The 19,778-nt window shown below is 66.0% G+C and carries 17 protein-coding genes and 1 CRISPR repeat array; of the genes, 6 read left to right on the top strand and 11 right to left on the bottom strand.

Annotated features, from left to right (window positions below; all coding sequences use genetic code 11):
* Window positions 1–17: 17 nt before the first annotated feature.
* Complete coding sequence (locus BM060_RS13640) at window positions 18–665, bottom strand: TetR family transcriptional regulator C-terminal domain-containing protein (protein ID WP_074980572.1); 648 nt, start codon at window positions 663–665, stop codon at window positions 18–20.
* Between the two features lie 157 nt (window positions 666–822).
* Between BM060_RS13640 and BM060_RS13635 the strand changes: the two genes are divergently transcribed.
* The 4 genes from BM060_RS13635 (at window position 823) to BM060_RS13620 (ending at window position 5,759) form a co-directional block, all read left to right on the top strand.
* Entirely contained in the window at window positions 823–1,926 is a 1,104-nt protein-coding gene (locus BM060_RS13635; RefSeq protein ID WP_074980571.1) for a polyamine ABC transporter substrate-binding protein, read from the top strand.
* Window positions 1,927–2,168: 242 nt separating this feature from the next.
* Window positions 2,169–3,587, top strand: a complete 1,419-nt coding sequence (locus BM060_RS13630; RefSeq protein ID WP_074980570.1) for an aminotransferase — start codon at window positions 2,169–2,171, stop codon at window positions 3,585–3,587.
* 53 nt (window positions 3,588–3,640) lie between these two features.
* Entirely contained in the window at window positions 3,641–4,501 is an 861-nt protein-coding gene (locus BM060_RS13625) for a helix-turn-helix transcriptional regulator (RefSeq protein WP_074980600.1), read from the top strand.
* A 250-nt stretch (window positions 4,502–4,751) separates the two neighbouring features.
* Complete coding sequence (locus BM060_RS13620) at window positions 4,752–5,759, top strand: alpha/beta fold hydrolase (RefSeq protein WP_074980569.1); 1,008 nt, start codon at window positions 4,752–4,754, stop codon at window positions 5,757–5,759.
* 199 nt (window positions 5,760–5,958) lie between these two features.
* Here BM060_RS13620 and choV read toward each other — a convergent pair whose 3' ends face one another.
* The 4 genes from choV to BM060_RS13600 all read right to left on the bottom strand — a co-directional run bounded on the left by choV (window position 5,959) and on the right by BM060_RS13600 (window position 10,059).
* Entirely contained in the window at window positions 5,959–7,137 is a 1,179-nt protein-coding gene (choV, locus tag BM060_RS13615; RefSeq protein ID WP_009614797.1) for a choline ABC transporter ATP-binding protein, read from the bottom strand.
* 6 nt (window positions 7,138–7,143) lie between these two features.
* Window positions 7,144–7,983, bottom strand: a complete 840-nt coding sequence (gene choW, locus BM060_RS13610) for a choline ABC transporter permease subunit (protein WP_074980568.1) — start codon at window positions 7,981–7,983, stop codon at window positions 7,144–7,146.
* Between the two features lie 41 nt (window positions 7,984–8,024).
* Window positions 8,025–8,963, bottom strand: coding sequence for a choline ABC transporter substrate-binding protein (locus BM060_RS13605; protein ID WP_074980567.1), 939 nt, complete (start codon window positions 8,961–8,963; stop codon window positions 8,025–8,027).
* Between the two features lie 220 nt (window positions 8,964–9,183).
* Window positions 9,184–10,059: a choline ABC transporter substrate-binding protein gene (locus BM060_RS13600; RefSeq protein ID WP_371857846.1), complete on the bottom strand. Its 876-nt coding sequence runs from the start codon at window positions 10,057–10,059 to the stop codon at window positions 9,184–9,186.
* 382 nt (window positions 10,060–10,441) lie between these two features.
* On the opposite strand from BM060_RS13600, the gene BM060_RS13595 reads away from it, so the two are divergent.
* Both BM060_RS13595 and gbdR read left to right on the top strand, forming a co-directional pair.
* Complete coding sequence (locus BM060_RS13595) at window positions 10,442–11,818, top strand: L-serine ammonia-lyase (RefSeq protein ID WP_074980565.1); 1,377 nt, start codon at window positions 10,442–10,444, stop codon at window positions 11,816–11,818.
* A 364-nt stretch (window positions 11,819–12,182) separates the two neighbouring features.
* Window positions 12,183–13,286: a choline metabolism transcriptional regulator GbdR gene (gbdR, locus tag BM060_RS13590; protein ID WP_009614790.1), complete on the top strand. Its 1,104-nt coding sequence runs from the start codon at window positions 12,183–12,185 to the stop codon at window positions 13,284–13,286.
* A 673-nt stretch (window positions 13,287–13,959) separates the two neighbouring features.
* On the opposite strand, the gene siaD is transcribed toward gbdR, so the two are convergent.
* The 6 genes from siaD to BM060_RS13560 all read right to left on the bottom strand — a co-directional run bounded on the left by siaD (window position 13,960) and on the right by BM060_RS13560 (window position 19,747).
* On the bottom strand, window positions 13,960–14,757 hold the full coding sequence (siaD, locus tag BM060_RS13585; protein ID WP_074980564.1) for a biofilm regulation diguanylate cyclase SiaD: 798 nt from the start codon (window positions 14,755–14,757) through the stop codon (window positions 13,960–13,962).
* A 4-nt stretch (window positions 14,758–14,761) separates the two neighbouring features.
* Window positions 14,762–15,142 carry a biofilm regulation phosphoprotein SiaC gene (gene siaC, locus BM060_RS13580; protein ID WP_074980563.1) on the bottom strand — a complete coding sequence of 127 codons (381 nt, stop codon included), beginning with the start codon at window positions 15,140–15,142 and terminating at the stop codon, window positions 14,762–14,764.
* A 25-nt stretch (window positions 15,143–15,167) separates the two neighbouring features.
* Entirely contained in the window at window positions 15,168–15,710 is a 543-nt protein-coding gene (gene siaB / locus BM060_RS13575; RefSeq protein WP_074980562.1) for a biofilm regulation protein kinase SiaB, read from the bottom strand.
* 9 nt (window positions 15,711–15,719) lie between these two features.
* Window positions 15,720–17,714, bottom strand: a complete 1,995-nt coding sequence (gene siaA / locus BM060_RS13570) for a biofilm regulation protein phosphatase SiaA (protein WP_074980561.1) — start codon at window positions 17,712–17,714, stop codon at window positions 15,720–15,722.
* Between the two features lie 213 nt (window positions 17,715–17,927).
* Window positions 17,928–18,578: an HAD family hydrolase gene (locus tag BM060_RS13565; RefSeq protein WP_074980560.1), complete on the bottom strand. Its 651-nt coding sequence runs from the start codon at window positions 18,576–18,578 to the stop codon at window positions 17,928–17,930.
* Between the two features lie 214 nt (window positions 18,579–18,792).
* Window positions 18,793–19,120: direct repeats of the CRISPR family, unit length 28 nt; unit sequence CTTCACTGCCGTGTAGGCAGCTAAGAAA.
* 84 nt (window positions 19,121–19,204) lie between these two features.
* Entirely contained in the window at window positions 19,205–19,747 is a 543-nt protein-coding gene (locus BM060_RS13560) for a gamma carbonic anhydrase family protein (protein ID WP_074980559.1), read from the bottom strand.
* Window positions 19,748–19,778: the final 31 nt, after the last annotated feature.

Raw genomic sequence — 19,778 nt, 5'->3', positions numbered from 1 at the left:
GATTGCTGAACGGCCGATCAACAGTCCGCCGGCCGACGGCTGAAGCGCTGCCGCCCGCCGGCCTGCAGGCCGTCGACCCAGGCCTCGCAGACCTGGATGCCCTGTTCCGCGGTGAAGGTGTTGGGGTTCAGCCCGGATTCCAGCCACAGGCCGTCGAGCATGGCGGACAGGGCGATGGCGGCGAGATCGGAATCGAAGTCGGCCCAGCCTTCCTCTTCGGCCAATTGGTTCAGCGCCTGGGCCAGCAAGGCGCGGTACTCGCCGTAGGAATGGTCGTGGGCGCGGTTGATCGCCTCGGCGGTCTTCACCGCGCCCCAGAACGCCAGCCAGGCGTCGAGCAGTTGCGGGTCGAGCAGTTCGGCGCTGAAGGAAGCGCGGAAGAACGCCGACAGGCGCGCGCGAGGGTCCGGCGCGGCCTGGTCGATGGCCTCGCGCAGCAACTGCATGACGCGCCCGGTGACCGTCAGGTAGGCCTCGGCCACCAGCTCGTCCTTGCCCGCGTAGTGGTGGTTGATCAGCCCCACCGAAACCCCGGCCTCGGCGCAGATCTTGCGGATCGACGCACCCTGGAAGCCGTGCTGCTTCAGGCACGCCAGGGTGGCCTCGATCAGCAGCGCCTTGCGCTGTTCGGGTTCCAGCCGGGAAAAGCGCACTGCCTGGTTCATCGCCTGCCGCTCCTGTGTCCAAGGCCGCCAATCTGAACGAATGTGCAACAGCATACCAGCCCCACCCACCCATTCGGGGAATGGCCCGGCGACGGCTGGCGGCGGACAGTGGCCACAGCCGACACGACCCTCGAAAACAACCACAGGTGGGAGTGACATGTACAAATCCTTCGCAGCGATCCTGGGCACGGCCCTGCTGCTGAGCCCCTTGCTCGGCCAGGCCGCGGACGCCGACGGCGCCAAAACGCTGAGGCTGTACAACTGGACCGACTACATCGGCGAGCACACCATCGCCGACTTCGAGAAGGCCACCGGGATCAAGGTGGTCTACGACACCTTCGACTCCTACGAGACGGTGCAGGGCAAGCTGCTGCCCGGCCGCTCCGGCTACGACCTGGTGGTGCTCAACGCCGCGCTGGTGCCGCCGCTGCTCAAGGCCGGGGTGTTCCAACCGCTGGACAAGAGCAAGCTGCCCAGCTGGAGCAACCTCGACGCCGAGGTGCTCAAGCACCTGGAGCACTACGACCCGGGCGTGCAGTACTCGGCGCCCTACACCTGGGGCAGCAACGGCATCACCTACAACATCGAGAAGATCAAGCAGCGCATGCCCGACGCGCCCATCGGCTCGCTGGCGATGCTGTTCGATCCCAAGGTGGTGTCGAAATTCGCCGACTGCGGGGTGACCATCATCGATTCGCCCACCGACGTCATCCCGCTGGCCCTGGCCTACCTCAAGCGCGACCCGAACAGCGCCAACCCCGAGGACCTCAAGGCCGCCCAGGACCTGCTGCAGTCGATCCGCCCGTACATCCGCAAGTTCGACTCCACCAGCTACCTCAACGGCCTGGCCAACGGCGACCAGTGCATGGCCATGACCTGGTCCGGCGACTACGCCACCGCCCAGGCCCGCGCCGACGAGGCGGGGGCCAAGGTCAAGCTGGGCTACTTCGTGCCCAAGGAAGGCTCGCTGATCTGGTTCGACGACTTCTACATCCCGGCCGACGCGCCGCACGTGGCCAACGCCCACAAGTTCATCGAGTACATGCTGCAGCCGAAGGTGGCCGCCGACGTCAGCGACTACATCCGCTACGCCACCAGCAACGGCGCGGCCAAGCCGCTGCTGGCCGCCGAGGTGCGCGACGACCCGGCGATCTACCCGGATGCCGAGACGCGTTCGCGGCTGTTCACCCAGAAGGTCCAGGGGCCCAAGGCTACGCGGCTGATCACCCGGACGTGGAATGCGGTGAAGACGGGGACCTGAGTTTTCGTGACTGACTACTGACTTAAGAGCCCCCTCTCCCCAGCCCTCTCCCTGAAGGGAGAGGGGGCCGATAGTGCCGAGATGACTGATGGCGCCCTCCTGAAACGCTCAGGCGACGCCAGATCCGGCAAGGAAGTTCGGAGCCTCAGCCCGCTCCGAACGATCCCCTCTCCCTTCAGGGAGCGGGTCAGGGAGAGGGAAACGGAATTAACGAGTTGAAACCGCAATATCGAGGTACTGCCATGACCACCCCATCCGCCGCCTTCTTCGCCCAGTTCGATGACGAAAAGCTGGTCGCCGCCGACAAGGCCCACTACGTGCACGGCTACCACGTGTTCGACGACCACCGCGAGAACGGCGCGCTGAACATCGCCGCAGGCCAGGGCGCCTACATCTACGACACCAAGGGCAACCGCTACCTGGACGCCGTGGGCGGCATGTGGTGCACCAACATCGGCCTGGGCCGCGAGGAAATGGCCGAGGCCATCGCCGAGCAGGTGCGCCAGCTGGCCTACTCCAACCCCTTCTGCGACATGGCCAACGTCACCGCCATCCAGCTCTGCGAGAAGCTCGCCGAACTGGCCCCGGGCGACCTCGACCACGTGTTCCTCACCACCGGCGGCTCCACCGCCGTGGACACTGCCTACCGGCTGATCCAGTACTACCAGAACTGCCGCGGCAAGCATGCCAAGAAGCACATCATCAGCCGCGTCAACGCCTACCACGGCTCGACTTTCCTGACCATGTCGCTCGGCGGCAAGGTGGCCGACCACCCGGCCGAGTTCGACTTCCTCAAGGACTTCATCCACCACATCTCCTGCCCCAACCCCTACCGCGCGCCGACGGGCATGACCGAGGGCGATTTCCTGGAATTCCTGGTCAAGGAATTCGAAGACAAGATCCTGGAACTGGGCGCGGACAACGTGGCGGCCTTCTTCGCCGAGCCGATCATGGGCTCGGGCGGCGTGATCATCCCGCCCAAGGGCTACCACAAGCGCATGTGGGAGGTGTGCCGGAAGTACGACCTGCTCTACGTCGCCGACGAGGTGGTGACCTCCTTCGGCCGCCTGGGCGCGTTCTTCGCCTCCGAGGACGTGTTCGGCATGCAGCCGGACATCATCACCACCGCCAAGGGCCTGACTTCCGGCTACCTGCCGCTGGGCGCGTGCATCTTCTCGGACCGCATCTGGAAGGTGATCGCCGAGCCGAACCAGGGCCGCTGCTTCAGCCACGGCTTCACCTACAGCGGGCACCCGGTGAGCTGCATCTCGGCGCTGAAGAACATCGAGATCATTCAGCGCGAGAACCTGCTGGAGCACGTCAAGGACGTCGGCGCCTACCTGGAGCAGCGCCTGCAGGAGCTGGCCGACCTGCCGCTGGTGGGCGACGTCCGCTGCCAGAAGCTGATGGCCTGCGTCGAGTTCGTCGCCGACAAGCGCAGCAAGACGCTGTTCCCCGAGGAGCTGAACATCGGCGAGAAGATCCACCTGCGGGCGCAGAAGCGCGGCCTGCTGGTGCGCCCCATCGTGCACCTGAATGTGATGTCGCCGCCGCTGACCATCACCCGCGAGCAGGTCGACGAGGTGGTCGACACCCTGCGCGAGGCGATTCTCGAAACCGCCGAGGACCTCAAGCGCAGCGGCGACTACGCGGGGCACTGATGCGCGGACGCGGCGCTTTGCACCTGGTCGGCGGCGGCCGTATGCTGCCGACCATGAGCACACCGGCCACCCCACTCGACACCCCACCCAACAGCCCGGCCCTGCATGCCTGGCATGCGGGGCTGGCGCGCGCCATGGCCGCGGTGGCCACGGCGGAATTCCCGGCGCGGCTGGTGGAGGCACTCGGCGCGCTGGTGCCCATCGAGTCCTCGCTGTTCGGCCTGGAGCGCAAGGGCCAGCCGCCGCGCCACCTGTTCCAGCACGGCATCCCCACGGAATACCGCGAGCCGCTGACCGAGCGCTACTACGCCCGCGGCTACCTGCTCGACCCCTTCTGCCTGGCCATGGAAGGCGGCCTGGCCGAAGGCTTCTACCCGCTGGCGGAAATCGCCCCGGACGACTTCTTCGCCAGCGAGTACTACAAGACCTACTACCTCAAGTGCGGCTCGGTGGAAGACAGCCACTACATCGTCGACCTCGACGCCCAGCGCAAGCTTTCCCTGTGCGTGTACCAGGGCCGCAGCGGCGCGCGCTTCAGCGAGGAACAGACCGAGCTGCTGCGCGCCGCGCTGCCGCTGGTGCGCGAGCTGTGCCGGCAGTTCGAGAGCCGCGGCGGCCTCGACCTGCTGCTGGCCGGCGGCGACGCCGGCGCGCAACCGGCGGCGGCGCTGAACCGGCACATCCGCGAAGCCTTCATGAACTTCGGCGGCGACTGCCTGACCGAGCGCGAACGGGAAATCGCCCACCTGCTGCTGCGCGGCCATTCGGTGAAGTCCAGCGCGCGGGTGCTGGACATCTCGCCGGAGACAGTGCGCATGCACCGCAAGCACCTCTACACCAAGCTGGAGATCAATTCCCAGGCGGAGCTGTTCTCGCTGTTCATCGACTGGCTGACGCGCGACGGGCCTGCCTGAACATCGATCGCCCCATGTAGGAGCGCGCCCTGCGCGCGATTCGCGGGCAGGGCCCGCTCCTACAATGCGGATATACCGCGGACGGAGTCCGCTTACGCTGTTTTCTGGGTTCCCGCGAACGCGGGAACCCAGCGACTTCGACGCCGTGCCTCGTCCGCGATTCGCCTGGCGCGATGGCGCCCACGCCCTTCCCAGCCCGGGCCCTCCCCAGGCATGCTAGAGCATTCCCCCGCCCTCCCGAGGAAACCCCATGTTCCGACGCTGGCTCCCCGCCCTGCTGCTGGCCGCCGCCCTGCCGCTGCAGGCCGCCGAATCCCGGCCGACCTACGGCCCCGAACTGGAACGCTTCAACTACGCCTACCCGGTGGGACACTTCAGCTTCGCCTCCCAGGGCAAGCACGTGCACATGGCCTACATCGACGTGAAGCCGGCCAAGCCCAACGGCCGCACGGTGGTGCTGCTGCACGGCAAGAACTTCTGCGCCGGCACCTGGGAGGCCAGCATCGCCGCCCTCAGCGCCGCCGGCTACCGGGTGGTGGCGCCGGACCAGATCGGCTTCTGCAAGTCGACCAAGCCGGAGCACTACCAGTACAGCTTCCAGCAACTGGCCAGCAACACCCACGCCCTGCTGGACAAGCTCAGGCTGCACAAGGTGACCATGCTCGGCCACTCTACCGGCGGCATGCTCGCCGCGCGCTACGCGCTGATGTACCCGCAGCAGGTCGAGCAGCTGGTGCTGGTCAACCCCATCGGCCTTGAGGACTGGAAGGCCCTGGGCGTGCCCTACCGCACCCCGGACCAGTGGTACGAGCGCGAGCTGAAGACCAGCGCGGAAAGCATCCGCAAGTACGAGCAGGCCACCTACTACGCCGGCCAGTGGAAGCCGGAGTACGACAAGTGGGTGAACATGCTCGCCGGCCTGAACAACGGCTCCGGCCACGAGCGTGTGGCGTGGAACTCGGCGCTGCAGTACGACATGATCTTCACCCAGCCGGTGGTCTACGAGTTCGGCCAGATCCAGGCGCCCACCCTGCTGATGATCGGCACCCAGGACAACACCGCGATCGGCAAGGACGTCGCCCCCGAGCCGCTGCGCGCCAAGCTGGGCAACTACGCCGAGCTGGGCAAGCGCACCGCCCAGGCCATCCCCCACGCCACCCTGGTGGAGTTCGACAAGCTCGGCCACGCGCCGCAGATCCAGGACCCGCAGGCGTTCCACGCGGCGCTGCTCAAGGGTCTGGCCGAGCTCAAGCATTGAGTCCGGTTTCCCGAATGCGGGCCGCGCCAACGCGCTCTTCGTAGGAGCGAGCTTGCTCGCGAACGGATTCCCCGGCGGCTGCGGTGCCGTGCGGTTCGCGAGCAAGCTCGCTCCTACGAGAAGCCATGCCCGCCTCGCGAACGGTTACGCAAAACGAAAACGCCGGGCATCTGCCCGGCGTTTTCGTTGCCTCGGCCCGTCAGCCCAGGTTCTTGCCCAGCAGCGCGTGGTACAGCTCGCTGTCGCCGAGCACGCCGACCACGCGGCTCTGCTCCTGCAGGACCAGCTTGTGGCCGGTCTGGTAGCGGATTTGCAGCGCGTCGCGCATGCGGATGCTGACGTCCACCAGGGTCGGCTCGTGCTTGAGCTTTTCCACCGGGTCGCCCGGGCGCCATTGCTGCAGGTCGATGATGTTGCTGCCCTGGCGCGCGGTCTTGATCTGGTTGGTCTCGGTGAGGCCGATCCAGCAGTCGCGGCCCTGGTCGAAGCACACCTCGCCGTCCTGCCGGCGGCACTGGTCCAGGCCGCGCATCAGGCTGGAGCCGCACAGCACGTTGAGCGGGTTGGTGTGGGCGACGAAGGTGCGCACGTAGTCGTCCGCCGGGTTCAGCACGATCTCCTCGGGCTTGCTGTGCTGGATGATGCGGCCGTCCTTCATGATGGCGATGCGCGAGCCGATCTTCAGCGCCTCGTCGAGGTCGTGGCTGACGAAGACGATGGTCTTGTGCAGTTGCCGTTGCAGCACCAGCAGTTCGTCCTGCAGCTGCTGGCGGATCAGCGGGTCCAGCGCCGAGAAGGGCTCGTCCATCAGCAGGATGTCGCCGTCCATGGCCAGCGCGCGGGCCAGGCCGACACGCTGCTGCATGCCGCCGGAGAGTTCGTCCGGGCGCTTGTCGCGCCACTGCGACAGGCCCACCAGTTCGAGCTTCTCGTCGATCACCTTCTTCCGCTCGGCGGCCGGGCGGCCCTGCATCTCCAGGCCGAAGCCGATGTTCTCGGCCACGGTCAGCCAGGGCATCAGGGCGAACTTCTGGAACACCATGGCGATGCGCTTGGTGCGCATGGTCTTGAGCGTCGCCGGCGAGCAGTTGGCGACGTCCACCTGCTGGCCCTCGTGCTCGATCAGCAGCTTGCCGCGGCTGACCGTGTTGAGGCCGTTGATGCAGCGCAGCAGGCTCGACTTGCCCGAGCCGGACAGGCCCATCATCACGCAGATTTCACCGCGCTCGACGTCCAGGTTGGCATCCTCCACGCCCAGCACCTGGCCGGTGCGCTTGAGGATTTCCTGGCGGCCCAGGCCTTCGTCGAGCAGGCGCAGGGCTTCCTTGGTGTTCTTGCCGAAGATGACATCGACGTTCTTGAATTCAATCGCAGCCATGGTTGCTTACCTCCCCCGCAGCGAGCGTTGCTTGCACACCCGGTCGAGCAGGATGGCGAGCAGGACGATGGCCAGGCCTGCCTCGAAGCCCAGGGAGATGTCCGCGGTGTTCAGCGCGTTCACCACCGGCTTGCCGAGGCCGTCGGCGCCTACCAGCGCGGAAATCACCACCATCGACAGCGACAGCATGATGCACTGGGTGATGCCGGCGCCGATGCTAGGCATGGCGTGCGGCAGTTCGATACGGGTCAGCAGCTGCCAACGCGAGCAGCCGAAGGCCTTGCCGGCGTCCATCAGCTCCGCCGGCACGTCCTGGATGCCCAGGCAGGTGAGGCGGATGGGCGCGGCGATGGCGAAGATCACGGTGGAGATCAGCCCCGGCACCACACCCAGGCCGAACAGCGTCAGGGTGGGGATCAGGTAGACGAAGGTGGGCACCGTCTGCATCAGGTCCAGCAGCGGGCGCAGGGCGGTGTAGAACCAGGGCTTGTGCGCCGCGACGATGCCCAGGGGCACGCCGATGGCGACGCACACCAGGGTGGCGAAGATGACCTGGGCCAGGGTCTCCATGGTTTCCTGCCAGTAGCCCAGGTTGAGGATCAGCAGCAGCGAGGCCAGGGCGAACAGCGTCAGGCCGATGCTGCGCTGGATGAAGTGCACCAGGCCCACCAGGATGGCGGTGAGCAGCAGCGGGTGGAACCACAGCAACCCGCCGGTGACACCGTGGATGAGGAACTCGAGGACATCCGAGATCTTGTCGAAGACCGCCGAACCATGGCGGGTGAGCCAGTCGACGAAGGCGGCGATGTGCTCACCGAGGGGGATCTTGTGTTCAGTCAGAAACATAGTGCGGGCCCATCAAGCAAGGTGGAAGCGACCGGCCAGGGTCACTTGGCGAAAGCGACCTTGGCCGCGGCGAGCGCCGGCTTGCCGTCACGCGTGGTGACGCCAGCCAGCCAGGCATCGAGCAGTTCCGGGTGATCCTTCAACCAGGCCTTGGCCGCGTCCTCGGGCTTCTTGCCCTCGTTGAGCACGGCGTCCATCAGTTTGTTTTCCATGTCCAGGGTGAAAGTGAGGTTGGTCAGCAGCTTGCCGACGTTCGGGCACTCCTGGGCGTAGCCCTTGCGCACGTTGGTGTAGATGGTCGCGCCGCCGTAGTTGGGGCCGAACACGTCATCGCCACCCTGCAGGTACTGCATCTTGAAGCGGGTGTTCATCGGGTGCGGTTCCCAGCCGAGGAACACGATCCACTGGCTGCGGCGGTCGGCGCGGCCCACCTGCGAGAGCATGCCGGCCTCGCTGGACTCCACCAGCTTGAACTTGCCCAGGTCGAACTGGTTCTTGTCGATCATGCCCTGGACCAGGCGGTTGCCGTCGTTGCCCGGCTCGATGCCGTAGATCTTGCCGCCGAGCTTGTCGGAGAACTTGGCGATGTCGGCGAAGGTCTTCAGCCCGCCGTCGTAGGCCGCCTGGGTGACCGCCAGGGTGTACTTGGCGCCCTCCAGGTTGGCCCGCACGGTTTCCACCGAGCCGTTGTCGGCGTAGGGCTTGATGTCGTTGGCCATGCTCGGCATCCAGTTGCCGAGGAAGACGTCGAGGTCCTTGTTCGCCAGCGAGCGGTAGGTCACCGGCACGGAAAGCATGTTCACCTTGGTGGTGTAGCCGAGCGACTCCAGCACCTGGCGAGTGGTCGCGGTGGTAACGGTGATGTCGGTCCAGCCGACGTCGGAGAAGCGAACCGTGCCGCACGACTCAGGTTCAGCGGCCTGAACCACCAGCGGCGTACTCAGGGACACAGCCAGTAGCAAAGACTTGCAACCTTTCATGAGCGTACTCCTCTACGGGATGGGGCGATCTGCGTGGGTTTCTAGGTGGGCCGCGCCGGGACGCGGGCCCTTTCTTCGTCGATTCGGAAACGATCATGGAACAGGAAAAATCCGCCGCATACCGGGTGCGTCGCAACCAGTGCAGGCGAAGTCGCAATCAGCACCAGGGGTGTCGCATCCAGTTCCACGGCCCTGTTCCGGCAGCCCGGAGACGTCGCCCTCACTGCTGGGCGACGGCCTTGGACTGGGCCTGGGCGCGCGGCTGCACGCCCTTGAGCCAGGCATCGCGCACCTGCGGGTTGGCCTGCAACCAGTCCTTGGCGGCCTGGCGCGGATTGCTCCGTTCATTGAGCACCGCGTCCATCAGGCGGTTCTCCATGGCCAGGTCGAATTTCAGGTTGCGCAGCAGCTGCGCGACGTTCGGGCATTCATCAAGATAGCCGGCCCTGACGTTGGTGTAGACGGTGGCGCCGCCGTAGTTCGGGCCGAAATAGGCATCGCCGCCTTCCAGGTAGCGCATCTGCAGGCGGGTGTTCATCGGGTGCGGTTCCCAGCCGAGGAACACGATCGGCTGCTTGAGGGCGCCGGCGCGGCGCACCGAGGCGAGCATGTCGGCCTCGCTGGACTCCACCAGCTTGAAGTCGCCCAGGCCGAAGGCCTTCTCGGCGATCATCCTGCGGATCAGCTGGTTGCCGTCGTTGCCCGGCTCGATGCCGTAGATCTTGCCGCCCAGCTGCTCCTTGAACTTGGCGATGTCGGCGAAGCTCTTCAGGCCGGCGTCGTAGGCGTACTGGGGAACGGCGAGGGTGTACTTGGCGCCCTCCAGGTTGGCGCGCACGGTCTGCACCCGGCCGTCGTCGGCGTAGGGCTTGATGTCCGCGGCCATGCTCGGCATCCAGTTGCCGAGGAAGACGTCGATGCGCTTCTCGGCCATGGCCTTGTAGGTATCGGGAACGGAGAGACGCTCGACCTTGGTGCGGTAGCCCTGTTCACTGAGCACCAGGCGGGTGACGGCGGTGGTGACGGTGATGTCGGTCCAGCCGACATCGGCGAAACGGACCAGCGAGCAGGACTGTGGTTCGGCGGCCTGGGCCAGGCCAGAGCAAAGAACGGGTAACGCCAACAGCGACAACAGAAGACACTTCATGAGGTCAGCCTCTAGCAATTACGGGGAGGGGTCAAGCGCAGGTCCGAAGGCGAAACCATAGCCGTTCGTCGACCGCTAATCATGAAACACCCCGAAATATGGGGCTGTCGACTGATTGATGTTGTCTATCGACTGCGTCTCAAATTCGTAATTATTTGTCGCATAAGCGACATCGATTGGCACGATTCTTCCCATGTCGCACGCCGCGGCGCTTTTGGATAAGGCCAAGTCGGTGCCGGACGCCGGCCTAGCCGGCCGAGGGCCGATGATGCCCCGCATCAGGGGTGCCCGCGGGCGCTCCGCATCACGCCCAGTTCCTGCGGAGGCCGGCATGGCTATCAGTGTGTTCGACCTGTTCAAGATCGGTATCGGCCCCTCCAGCTCGCATACCGTCGGCCCCATGCGCGCCGCCGCCCTGTTCGTCGGCGCCCTGCGCGAGCGCCAGCTGTTGTCGCGCGTCGACCGCGTCGAAGTGAAGCTCTACGGCTCGCTCTCCGCCACCGGCGTCGGCCACGGCACCGACCGCGCCGTGATCATGGGCCTGATGGGCGAATGGCCCGACCGCATCGACCCCAGCCAGATCGCCCCGCGCATGGCCGAGCTGCTCGGCAGCGGCGAGCTGATCCTGGCCGGCGAGCGGCGCATTGCCTTCGACTGGGTGCGCGACATGCGCCTGCTCGAGGAGAACCTGCCCTACCACCCCAATGCCATGAGCCTGATCGCCTACGAGAGCGACGCCGAGCTGTACGCCGACACCTACTACTCCATCGGCGGCGGCTTCGTCGTCGATGCCGAGCAGGCCGCCGCCGGTTCCCTCGACCAGGACGCCACCCGCCTGCCCTACGACTTCAACAGCGCCGCCGAACTGCTGCAGCTGTGCCGCCGCCACAACCTGCGCGTGTCCCAGCTGATGCTGGCCAACGAGCGCATGTGGCGCAGCGACACCGACACCCGCGAGGGCCTGATGCGCATCTGGCGCGCCATGCAGGACTGCGTGAACAACGGCCTCAAGGCCGAGGGCATCCTCCCCGGCGGCCTCAACGTGCAGCGCCGCGCCGCCCGCCTGCATCGCAACCTGCTGGAGATCGGCAAGCCCAACGTCATCGGCTCCACCCTCAGCGCCATGGAGTGGGTCAACCTCTACGCCCTGGCGGTGAACGAGGAGAACGCCGCCGGCGGGCGCATGGTCACCGCGCCCACCAACGGCGCGGCCGGGATCGTCCCGGCGGTGCTGCACTACTACATGCGCTTCAACCCCGATGCCAGCGAGCAGGACGTCGTGGACTTCTTCCTCGCCGCCGCCGCGGTGGGCATCCTGTGCAAGAAGAACGCCTCCATCTCCGGCGCCGAGGTGGGCTGCCAGGGTGAGGTCGGCTCAGCCTGCGCCATGGCCGCCGCCGGCCTGGCCGAAGTGCTCGGCGCCAGCCCCGAGCAGGTGGAGAACGCCGCCGAGATAGGCCTGGAACACAACCTCGGCCTGACCTGCGACCCGGTCGGCGGCCTGGTCCAGGTGCCCTGCATCGAGCGCAACGCCATCGCCGCGGTGAAGGCCATCAACGCCGCGCAGATGGCCCTGCGTGGCGACGGCCAGCACTTCATCAGCCTCGACCAGGCCATCCGCACCATGCGCGACACCGGCGCCGACATGCACGACAAGTACAAGGAAACCTCCCGCGGCGGCCTGGCCGTCAGCATCATCGAGTGCTGACCCTCTTTTGCTCACTCCGCGCGCCCGGCGCCACCTTTTGGCGCAGCGTCGCGTCGTTATCGGACAGGTCTGACAAGCGTTACTTTCGGAAAATGCTGGCACCCGGCAGCCACGGGCCGAGTGCTACCAAATGCCCCAGAGGCCACGCCCCATAGGCATTTGCGACATGCCAGGCGTCGCATCCAAGCTCCCAAAAGCGCCGTTCCCAGGCGCTTTTCTTTTTTTATTGAACGCTCAATCAATATAGGCACGGCATTTGCCTTGCTCTTGGAAGCGGTGGTGACCTGCGGGTCACCCAGGCAGAAAACAAGCATAAGAAAGCCCCTCAGGGGCAACCGTGACTAGCGTGAGGAGATCGAGCATCATGAATGCTTTCAACCCCGGAGTTCCCCCGCAAAACCGAGCTCCGCAGTCCATCGGCTTCCTGCTGCTGGACAACTTCACCCTGATCTCCCTGGCCTCGGCGGTGGAACCGCTGCGCATGGCCAACCAGCTCTCCGGCAGGGAGCTGTACCGCTGGCACACCCTCACCCTCGACGGCCGCCAGGTGTGGGCCAGCGACGGCCTGCAGATCACCCCCGACGCCAGCACCGACGGCGCCCCGCCGATGGATTCGCTGATCGTGGTCGGCGGCGTGGGCATCCAGCGCAGCGTCACCCGCGAGCACGTAAGCTTCCTGCAGACCCAGGCGCGCCTGGGCCGCCGCCTCGGCGCGGTGTGCACCGGCAGCTGGGCGCTGGCCCGAGCCGGCCTGCTCGACGGCTACGACTGCAGCGTGCACTGGGAATGCCTGGCGGCGATGCAGGAGGCCTTCCCGCGGGTGGCCATGAGCACCCGCCTGTTCTCCATCGACCGCAACCGCTACACCTCCTCCGGCGGCACCGCGCCGATGGACATGATGCTGCACCTGATCGGCCGCGAGCACGGCCGCGAGCTGTCGGCGGCGATCTCCGAGATGTTCATCTACGAGCGCATCCGCAACGAGCAGGACCACCAGCGCGTGCCGCTCAAGCACATGCTCGGCACCAACCAGCCGAAGCTGCAGGAAATAGTCGCGCTGATGGAAGCCAACCTGGAAGAGCCGATCGACCTCGACGAGCTGGCGGTCTACGTCAACGTCTCGCGGCGCCAGCTGGAGCGGCTGTTCCAGAAGTACCTGCACTGCTCGCCGTCGCGCTACTACCTGAAGCTGCGCCTGATCCGCGCGCGCCAACTGCTCAAGCAGACCTCCATGTCGATCATCGAGGTGGCCTCGGTGTGCGGCTTCGTCTCCACCCCGCACTTCTCCAAGTGCTACCGCGAATACTTCGGCATCCCACCGCGCGACGAACGCCAGGGCCAGCCGATCGGCCAGCCGGTGATGGTCATGCCGATACCCCAGGACCTGGCGCTGATGCCGCACTCCTCGGCGATCTCGGCGCTGAGCCAGGCGCAGGGGGAGTCGACCTTTGCCAGTGTGAGGGTTTGAGGGGGCTTTTTGCTCCGACGGCGTATAACCGCGAACGGTTATACGCCCTACGTTCTTTACCTGTGACGGCGGTGTCTCGGTTTGGCTCCGCCCCTCTCCCTAACCCTCTCCCTGAAGGGAGAGGGGACCGTTCGGTGCGCTTGGATACTTCAGAGTCAGCCGGCTACTCCACAGGTATCAGGACGAAACCATACCTTCTCTCGGCACGGACAAGCCCCCTCTCCCTTCAGGGAGAGGGCTGGGGAGAGGGTGCGGAGGAGACCTGAAACACCCATGCAACCGGCAAACACCGTTCGCGAGCAAGCTCGCTCCTACAAGTCAGTGCCACCGACCAACTGTGGATAACCGCGAACGGTTATGCGCCCTACGTCCTTCACCTGTGGCGTTGGTGTCTCGGTTTGGCTCCGCCCCTCTCCCTAACCCTCTCCCTGAAGGGAGAGGGGACCGTTGGGCAGACACGGATGTTTTGGAGTCAGCCGGCAACACCGAAGGCTCCCAGCTGGAACCATACCTTCTCTCGGCACGGACAAGCCCCCTCTCCCTTCAGGGCGGGGCGCGCAGTCGAGGGCTGGGGAGAGGGTACGGAGGTGACCTGAAACACCCATGCCGCCGGCCAGCACCATTCGCGAGCAAGCTCGCTCCTACGAACAGCCGTCAGGCCACAGGACGTAGCTCAACCACTCGCCACAGCACTCGCCACGCACTTGTCCCGCCCACTGCGCTTGGCCTCCAGCAAGGCCGCATCAGCACGGCTGAGTGTCTGCGAGTAGCTCTCGCCCAGGCGGTATTCGGCCACGCCGAAGCTGGCGGTCACCGACAGCGCCTCGGTGCCCACGCGCACGGCCAGCGAGCGGATGTCCTGGCGCACCCGGTCGATCACCTGGTCGGCGTCGGCCATGGCGGTTTCCGGCAGCAGCAGGAGGAACTCCTCGCCGCCCCAGCGCCCGCACAGGTCGTACTGGCGCAGCGCGGCCTGCATGGTGCAGCCGATCTCCACCAGCACGCGGTCGCCCACCTCGTGGCCCCAGTTGTCGTTGACCTGCTTGAAGTGGTCGATGTCGAGGATCACCAGCACGTAGGGCTTGCCGCTGCGCTGGGCGCGCTCGCTTTCCTCGCGCAGGCGCTCCATCAGCAGGCGGCGGTTGCCGATGCCGGTCAGCGGGTCGTGGGTGGAGGCCTCGCGCAGCGCCACGTTGAGGTCGCGCATCATGTTCTGGTAGCGGTCGGAGATGCGCGCCACCTTCTCCAGCTGGCGCAACTGCTTGTGGTAGCGCTCGGACAGCGTCGAGTTCTGCGCCCGCGCCATCGACTGGAAACCGTCGGAAATCCGCGCGATGCGCTCCAGGCGCGCGAGCTGGTCGAGGGACTGCTGGTGCTTCAGGAACAGCGCCTCGCGCAGCGGATGGTCGAAATACTGCGGGTCGGCCAGCAGCTCCTCGATCAACAGGTCCAGCTCGCGTTCGCTGTTCATGGCATCACTCGTCGTAGGGCTGTATGACGAACGGGAAGCTACAGTCTTCGCGGAATTCCTCGGCCAGTTCGGCGACGCGCTCGTTGCGGCGGTCGTAGTGCCAGCTCACCTGGGTCTTGCGGCCGCCGGTGTGGGCCTCTTCGAGCAGGTCGAAGATATCCATCATCGCCTTGATCGAACTGGTATTGAGGTATAGCAGACGCAGGTCCAGGGCCAGCGGGCGCTGTTCCTCGGCGAGGAAGCGCTGCACCCATTCGATCACCTGGCCGAAGAGTTCGTAGGAGTTCTCGGGATAGGAGTCGCCCTGCATGGCCAGGACGCCGGCTTCCCAGTCACCGTGGATCGACGGGGTGGACTGGGTGCCGCTGATGTGAAGGTCACTCATACCTTTGTATTCCTGAAACGCGTGGTCAGATCACGGCGCGCAGACTGAAGAACGCGCGCCCATCGGGTTGTTCGGTAAGGGAGGTCTGCAAGGGCATGCCGGACTTGCGGGCGATGTCCAGCAGGCCCAGGCCGGCACCGCTGCTGACCCCGGAATCGCGCGGGCGGCGCAGCTGCTCCTTGTAGGCCGCCTTGAGCTGGGCCTTGTCGAGCCCGGCGATGGCCTCGATGTTGCGCACCAGCTCGCGGCCGTCCGCCAGCTCCACCAGGTTGCCGGCGGACACCACGTAGTGGCCGTCGTCGTCGCGGGCGATGGCCACGGTGGCCGAGGCGTCCTGGTCACCGTAGCCACGCTGGGTGGCGTAGTGGCGGATGTTCTGGGTCATCTCGATGTAGACCGCGAAGACGTCCATGGCCTCGCTGGGGTGCGCCTGCTCGGCCTGCATGTAGTTGCGCAGGGCGTGGCCGATCTCCTCGATCAGGCTGCGCGAGATCGGGCCGTTGAAGCACAGCAGGATGCGTTGTCGGGTGTAGCTTTCACGCATGGCCAACAGGTCTAGTGTCTCCATGGCGTACTCCTACTCGAATCGGAAGGACAGGATGGTGATGTCGTCGCGTTGCGGCCGTTCGCCCTGATAGTCCGCCAGGGTAGCGGCAAACACCCGCGCCTGCTCGGCCAATGGCAGACGTGAATGACGGCGCAGCAGTTCGGCGAAGCGGCTGTTGCCGAAACCGAAGCCGTGCTCGCCACCGGCCTGGTCGAGGAAGCCGTCGGTGCACAGGTAGAAGGTCCAGCCCGGCTCCAGCGGCAGCTGGATATTCTCGTACTCTCCCTGGCGCTTGTCGCCGATGGCGCGTCGGCCGCCCTTGTATTCGCGAACCTCGTCACCATTGCTGGCGAACAGCGAGATCTTCGCCCCGGAGAAATGCAGCAGCCGGCGGCCGTGGTCGACGCGCACGAAACCGGCGTCCATGTTGGTGGCCAGGGCCTGGGTCACCCGCTCCTGGCTGATCATGCCGCGCATCACCTGGTCGGTCTCGCGCAGGATCGACGCGGGGTCGTGGCTCTGCACGCTGTCGATGGCGTGGTCGATGGCGGCCAGCGCCAGCATGGTCATGAGCGCGCCGGGCACGCCGTGGCCGGCACAGTCGACCACGCCGATCAGGCTGTCCTCGCTGCCTTCGCGGTAGATGTAGAAGTCGCCGCCGACCACGTCGCGCGGCTTCCACAGCACGAAGTGGTGCTGGCCGAGGGACGACTGCAGTTGGCGGTCGGGCAGGATGGCGCGCTGGATCAGGCTGGCGTAGTCGATGGAGTCGCCGATCTTCTTCTGCGCCGCGGCCATCTCGCGGTTGGCCTGCTCCAGGGCCTGGGTGCGCTGGCGCACCTTGTCCTCCAGGTCCTCGGTGTGCCGGCGGACCTGGTTGGCCATGCTGGCGAAGGCGTCGGACAGCTCGCCGATCTCGTCGCCGCGGGACTTGGGCAGCGGGTTGTCGTACTGCCCGGCGGCGATCGCCTTGGCCGACTGGCGCAGCCCGCGCAGCGGCTTGAGCAGCAGCAGCTCGACGGTGTAGGCGAAGCCGATCAGCAGCAGCGCCAGCAGGCCCAGCAGGGTGCCCGCCAGCGGCCAGATCCAGCGGCTGTCGAGCACCTGCGCGGCGTGCAGGTCGACGGCGCTGAGCACGTGCCAGCGCAGCTCGGGAATGTACGCGGTGGCCAGCAGCTGCCGCTTGCCGTCGAGGGTGGCCCAGAAGGTGCGCACCTCGCCCGGGTGCGCCTGGGCGTCGTCCAGCACCTGGCGCAGGCCCTTGCGTTCCTCGTCGCTGGCCAGCAGGTCGAAGACCCGGTGGCCGCCGTTGTCGGCGGTGCCGGCGCCGGAACTCAGGGCGATCAGCTTGCGGTCCGGGTGCGCCTGGATGGCGCCGTCGGCGTCGACGATCATCGGCGTCACCCCGGGCTCGCGGCGCGAGATGAACTGGTCGAGGAAGGCGGTCAGGTCCAGCCCGCCGCCGGCCAGGCCGACCTTGTGGTTGCCGGCGATGACCTGGACGTTGAACCAGACCTTGGTGGCGCGCAGCTTGGCGTCGTAGTTGACGTTGATGTTGTAGGGGCTGTCGCTGGCCATGGTCGCGAAGTACCAGGCGTCCTGCGGGTCGTCGCGGCTGAGGGTGTAGCGCGGTGCGTTGGACAGCGGCGAGGTGGAGTCGTTGAAGTAGTAGTGCAGCGAGGAGTCGACGATGACGAAGTAGGAATACTCGCCCTGGTCGCCGCGGTAACCGTCGGCCTCACGGAAGAAGCGCGTGCGCCGCTCGGAACTGCTCTCGTCCAGCAGCCAGTCCTGGGTCACCACCGACTCGGCCAGGCGCCGCGACAGCGACAGCTCGCGGATCACCGGGGCGAGGATCTTCTGCTGGTTGAGCAGGGTGAAGTTCTTCGCATAGGCCAGGCCGAAGTGCGTACGGATGTCCTCCATCGCCTTCCAGCCGAGCAGCACCGCGGGAACCAACGCCAGAACGCAGGCCAGTAACAGCGCTACCACCGATTTGCCGCGCAATCCCCATCGTGCCGCCATGGCTGTCCCCAGAAATCCCGTTCGCCGAGTCAGTGTCGTTCTTTTGGCGAAAGCGCAATTGTGCAGGCGAGCCTTTCCCCAGGCAATGCAAATTAATGGCTATTTGCCATATTTTTGACGTCATCCGACTGACTCATTCTAGACGCGATTTCCCCCACCGCCACGGCGCCCCCGCAGCGGCACGGGGAGGCGGTCCTCCCGGGGTCTTGCGCCTCAGCCGGAGGCGAAGGCCGCGCGCAGTTCGCCCAGGTTGGCGAAGTAGTGCGCCGGGCTTTCGGCCAGCAGCTCCTCGCGGCTGCCGAAGCCATAGCCGACGCCGGCGGCGCTCAGGCCGTTGCGGTGCGCGCCGATCAGGTCGTGCTTGCGGTCGCCGATCATCAGCGTCTGCGCCGGGTCCAGGCCTTCGAGGCGCAGCAGGTGCTCGATCAGCTCCACCTTGTTGGTGCGGCTGCCGTCCAGCTCGCTGCCGTAGATCACCTTGAAGTGCCGGGCGAAGTCGAAGTGCCGGGCGATCTCGGCGGCGAACACGGTGGGCTTGCTGGTGGCGATGAACAGCGTGCGGCCCTGGCCGCCGAGCAGCGCCAGCAACTCGCCGACGCCATCGAACACCCGGTTCTCGTACAACCCGGTGTCCTTGAAACGCACCCGGTAATGGTTCACCGCCTCCCAGGCCCGCGCCTCTTCGAAGCCATAGGTGCTCATGAAGCACTGCAGCAGCGGCGGACCGATGAAGTGCTCGAGCCGGCGCAGGTCCGGCTCGTCGATGCCCAGCTGTGCCAGGGCGTACTGGATCGAACGGGTGATGCCCTCGCGCGGGTCGGTGAGGGTGCCGTCGAGGTCGAAGAGGATGTTCTGGTAGTGCATGGGCGAGGCTGCGGCAGGAAGAATCGAACCGGAAGCATACAACTGGCCTCCGTACCGACCAAACGCCCATGCAATGACTTCCTGCCCTTTTTCTGGAGCCTCTTGCGAGTCCCATGAAAGTCAATGGCTTGGAGAGGCCCCTGAAAAAAGGGTTATGCGTGTGTATAGGGTGCTTTCTCGTGGGAAGTCAGGGGGTTGAGGAGTAACATCTCTACTTCACTGCCGTATAGGCAGCTAAGAAATGGGCGACCGGGTGCAGCGGGATGACAACCAGCTTCACTGCCGTGTAGGCAGCTAAGAAAAAGCACGCCGGCCTGATCACCGACCTGCGCGACTTCACTGCCGTGTAGGCAGCTAAGAAATACCGGCCGGGCCGTTCCATTTGCTTCGTCGTCTTCACTGCCGTGTAGGCAGCTAAGAAACAGCCCAGCGAGGTATCCAGTACCGGCTGCCCCTTCACTGCCGTGTAGGCAGCTAAGAAAAACCCCGAGCTGGTCAAGACGGGACTGGACCGCTTCACTGCCGTGTAGGCAGCTAAAAAGCATCGCCCCCTCGGAAGAGCATTCCTGCGCGCCTCATTGCCGTACAAGCAGAGGCGCCCAGTCGCCCCCGCGCCGCCTGTTGCCTTATTCGGCATAGCCCTCGGCGATGTGCTGGTCCTTCAGCTTCACATAATTGCCAGCGGTATAGGCGAAGAAGGACCTTTCCTTGTCGCTCAGCGGGCGGGCCTTCTTCGCCGGGCTGCCGACGTAGAGGAAGCCGCTCTCCAGCACCTTGCCCGGCGGCACCAGGCTGCCGGCGCCGAGGATGACTTCGTCCTCTATTACCGCGCCGTCCATGACGATGCAGCCCATGCCGACCAATACGCGGTTGCCGACGCTGCAGCCATGCAGCAAGACCTTGTGGCCGACGGTCACCTCGTCACCGATGGTCAGCGGGAAGCCGTCGGGGTTGTAGGGGCCGGCGTGGGTGATGTGCAGCACGCTGCCGTCCTGGATGCTGGTCCGGTTGCCGATGCGGATGCGGTGCATGTCGCCGCGGATGGTCACCTGCGGCCACACCGAGCTATCGGCGCCGATTTCGATGTCGCCGATGAGCACGGCGCTGGGGTCGACGAAGACGCGTTCGCCGAGTTTCGGCGTTTTACCCTGATACGAACGTATGGCCACGATAGTTTTCCTTCAGGCTGCGGATGCCGTC

Source organism: Pseudomonas citronellolis, assembly GCF_900112375.1.
GTDB lineage: Bacteria > Pseudomonadota > Gammaproteobacteria > Pseudomonadales > Pseudomonadaceae > Pseudomonas > Pseudomonas citronellolis.
The sequence above is the reverse complement of the archived record's forward strand: the minus strand, read 5'-3'. Positions and strand labels throughout refer to the sequence as shown.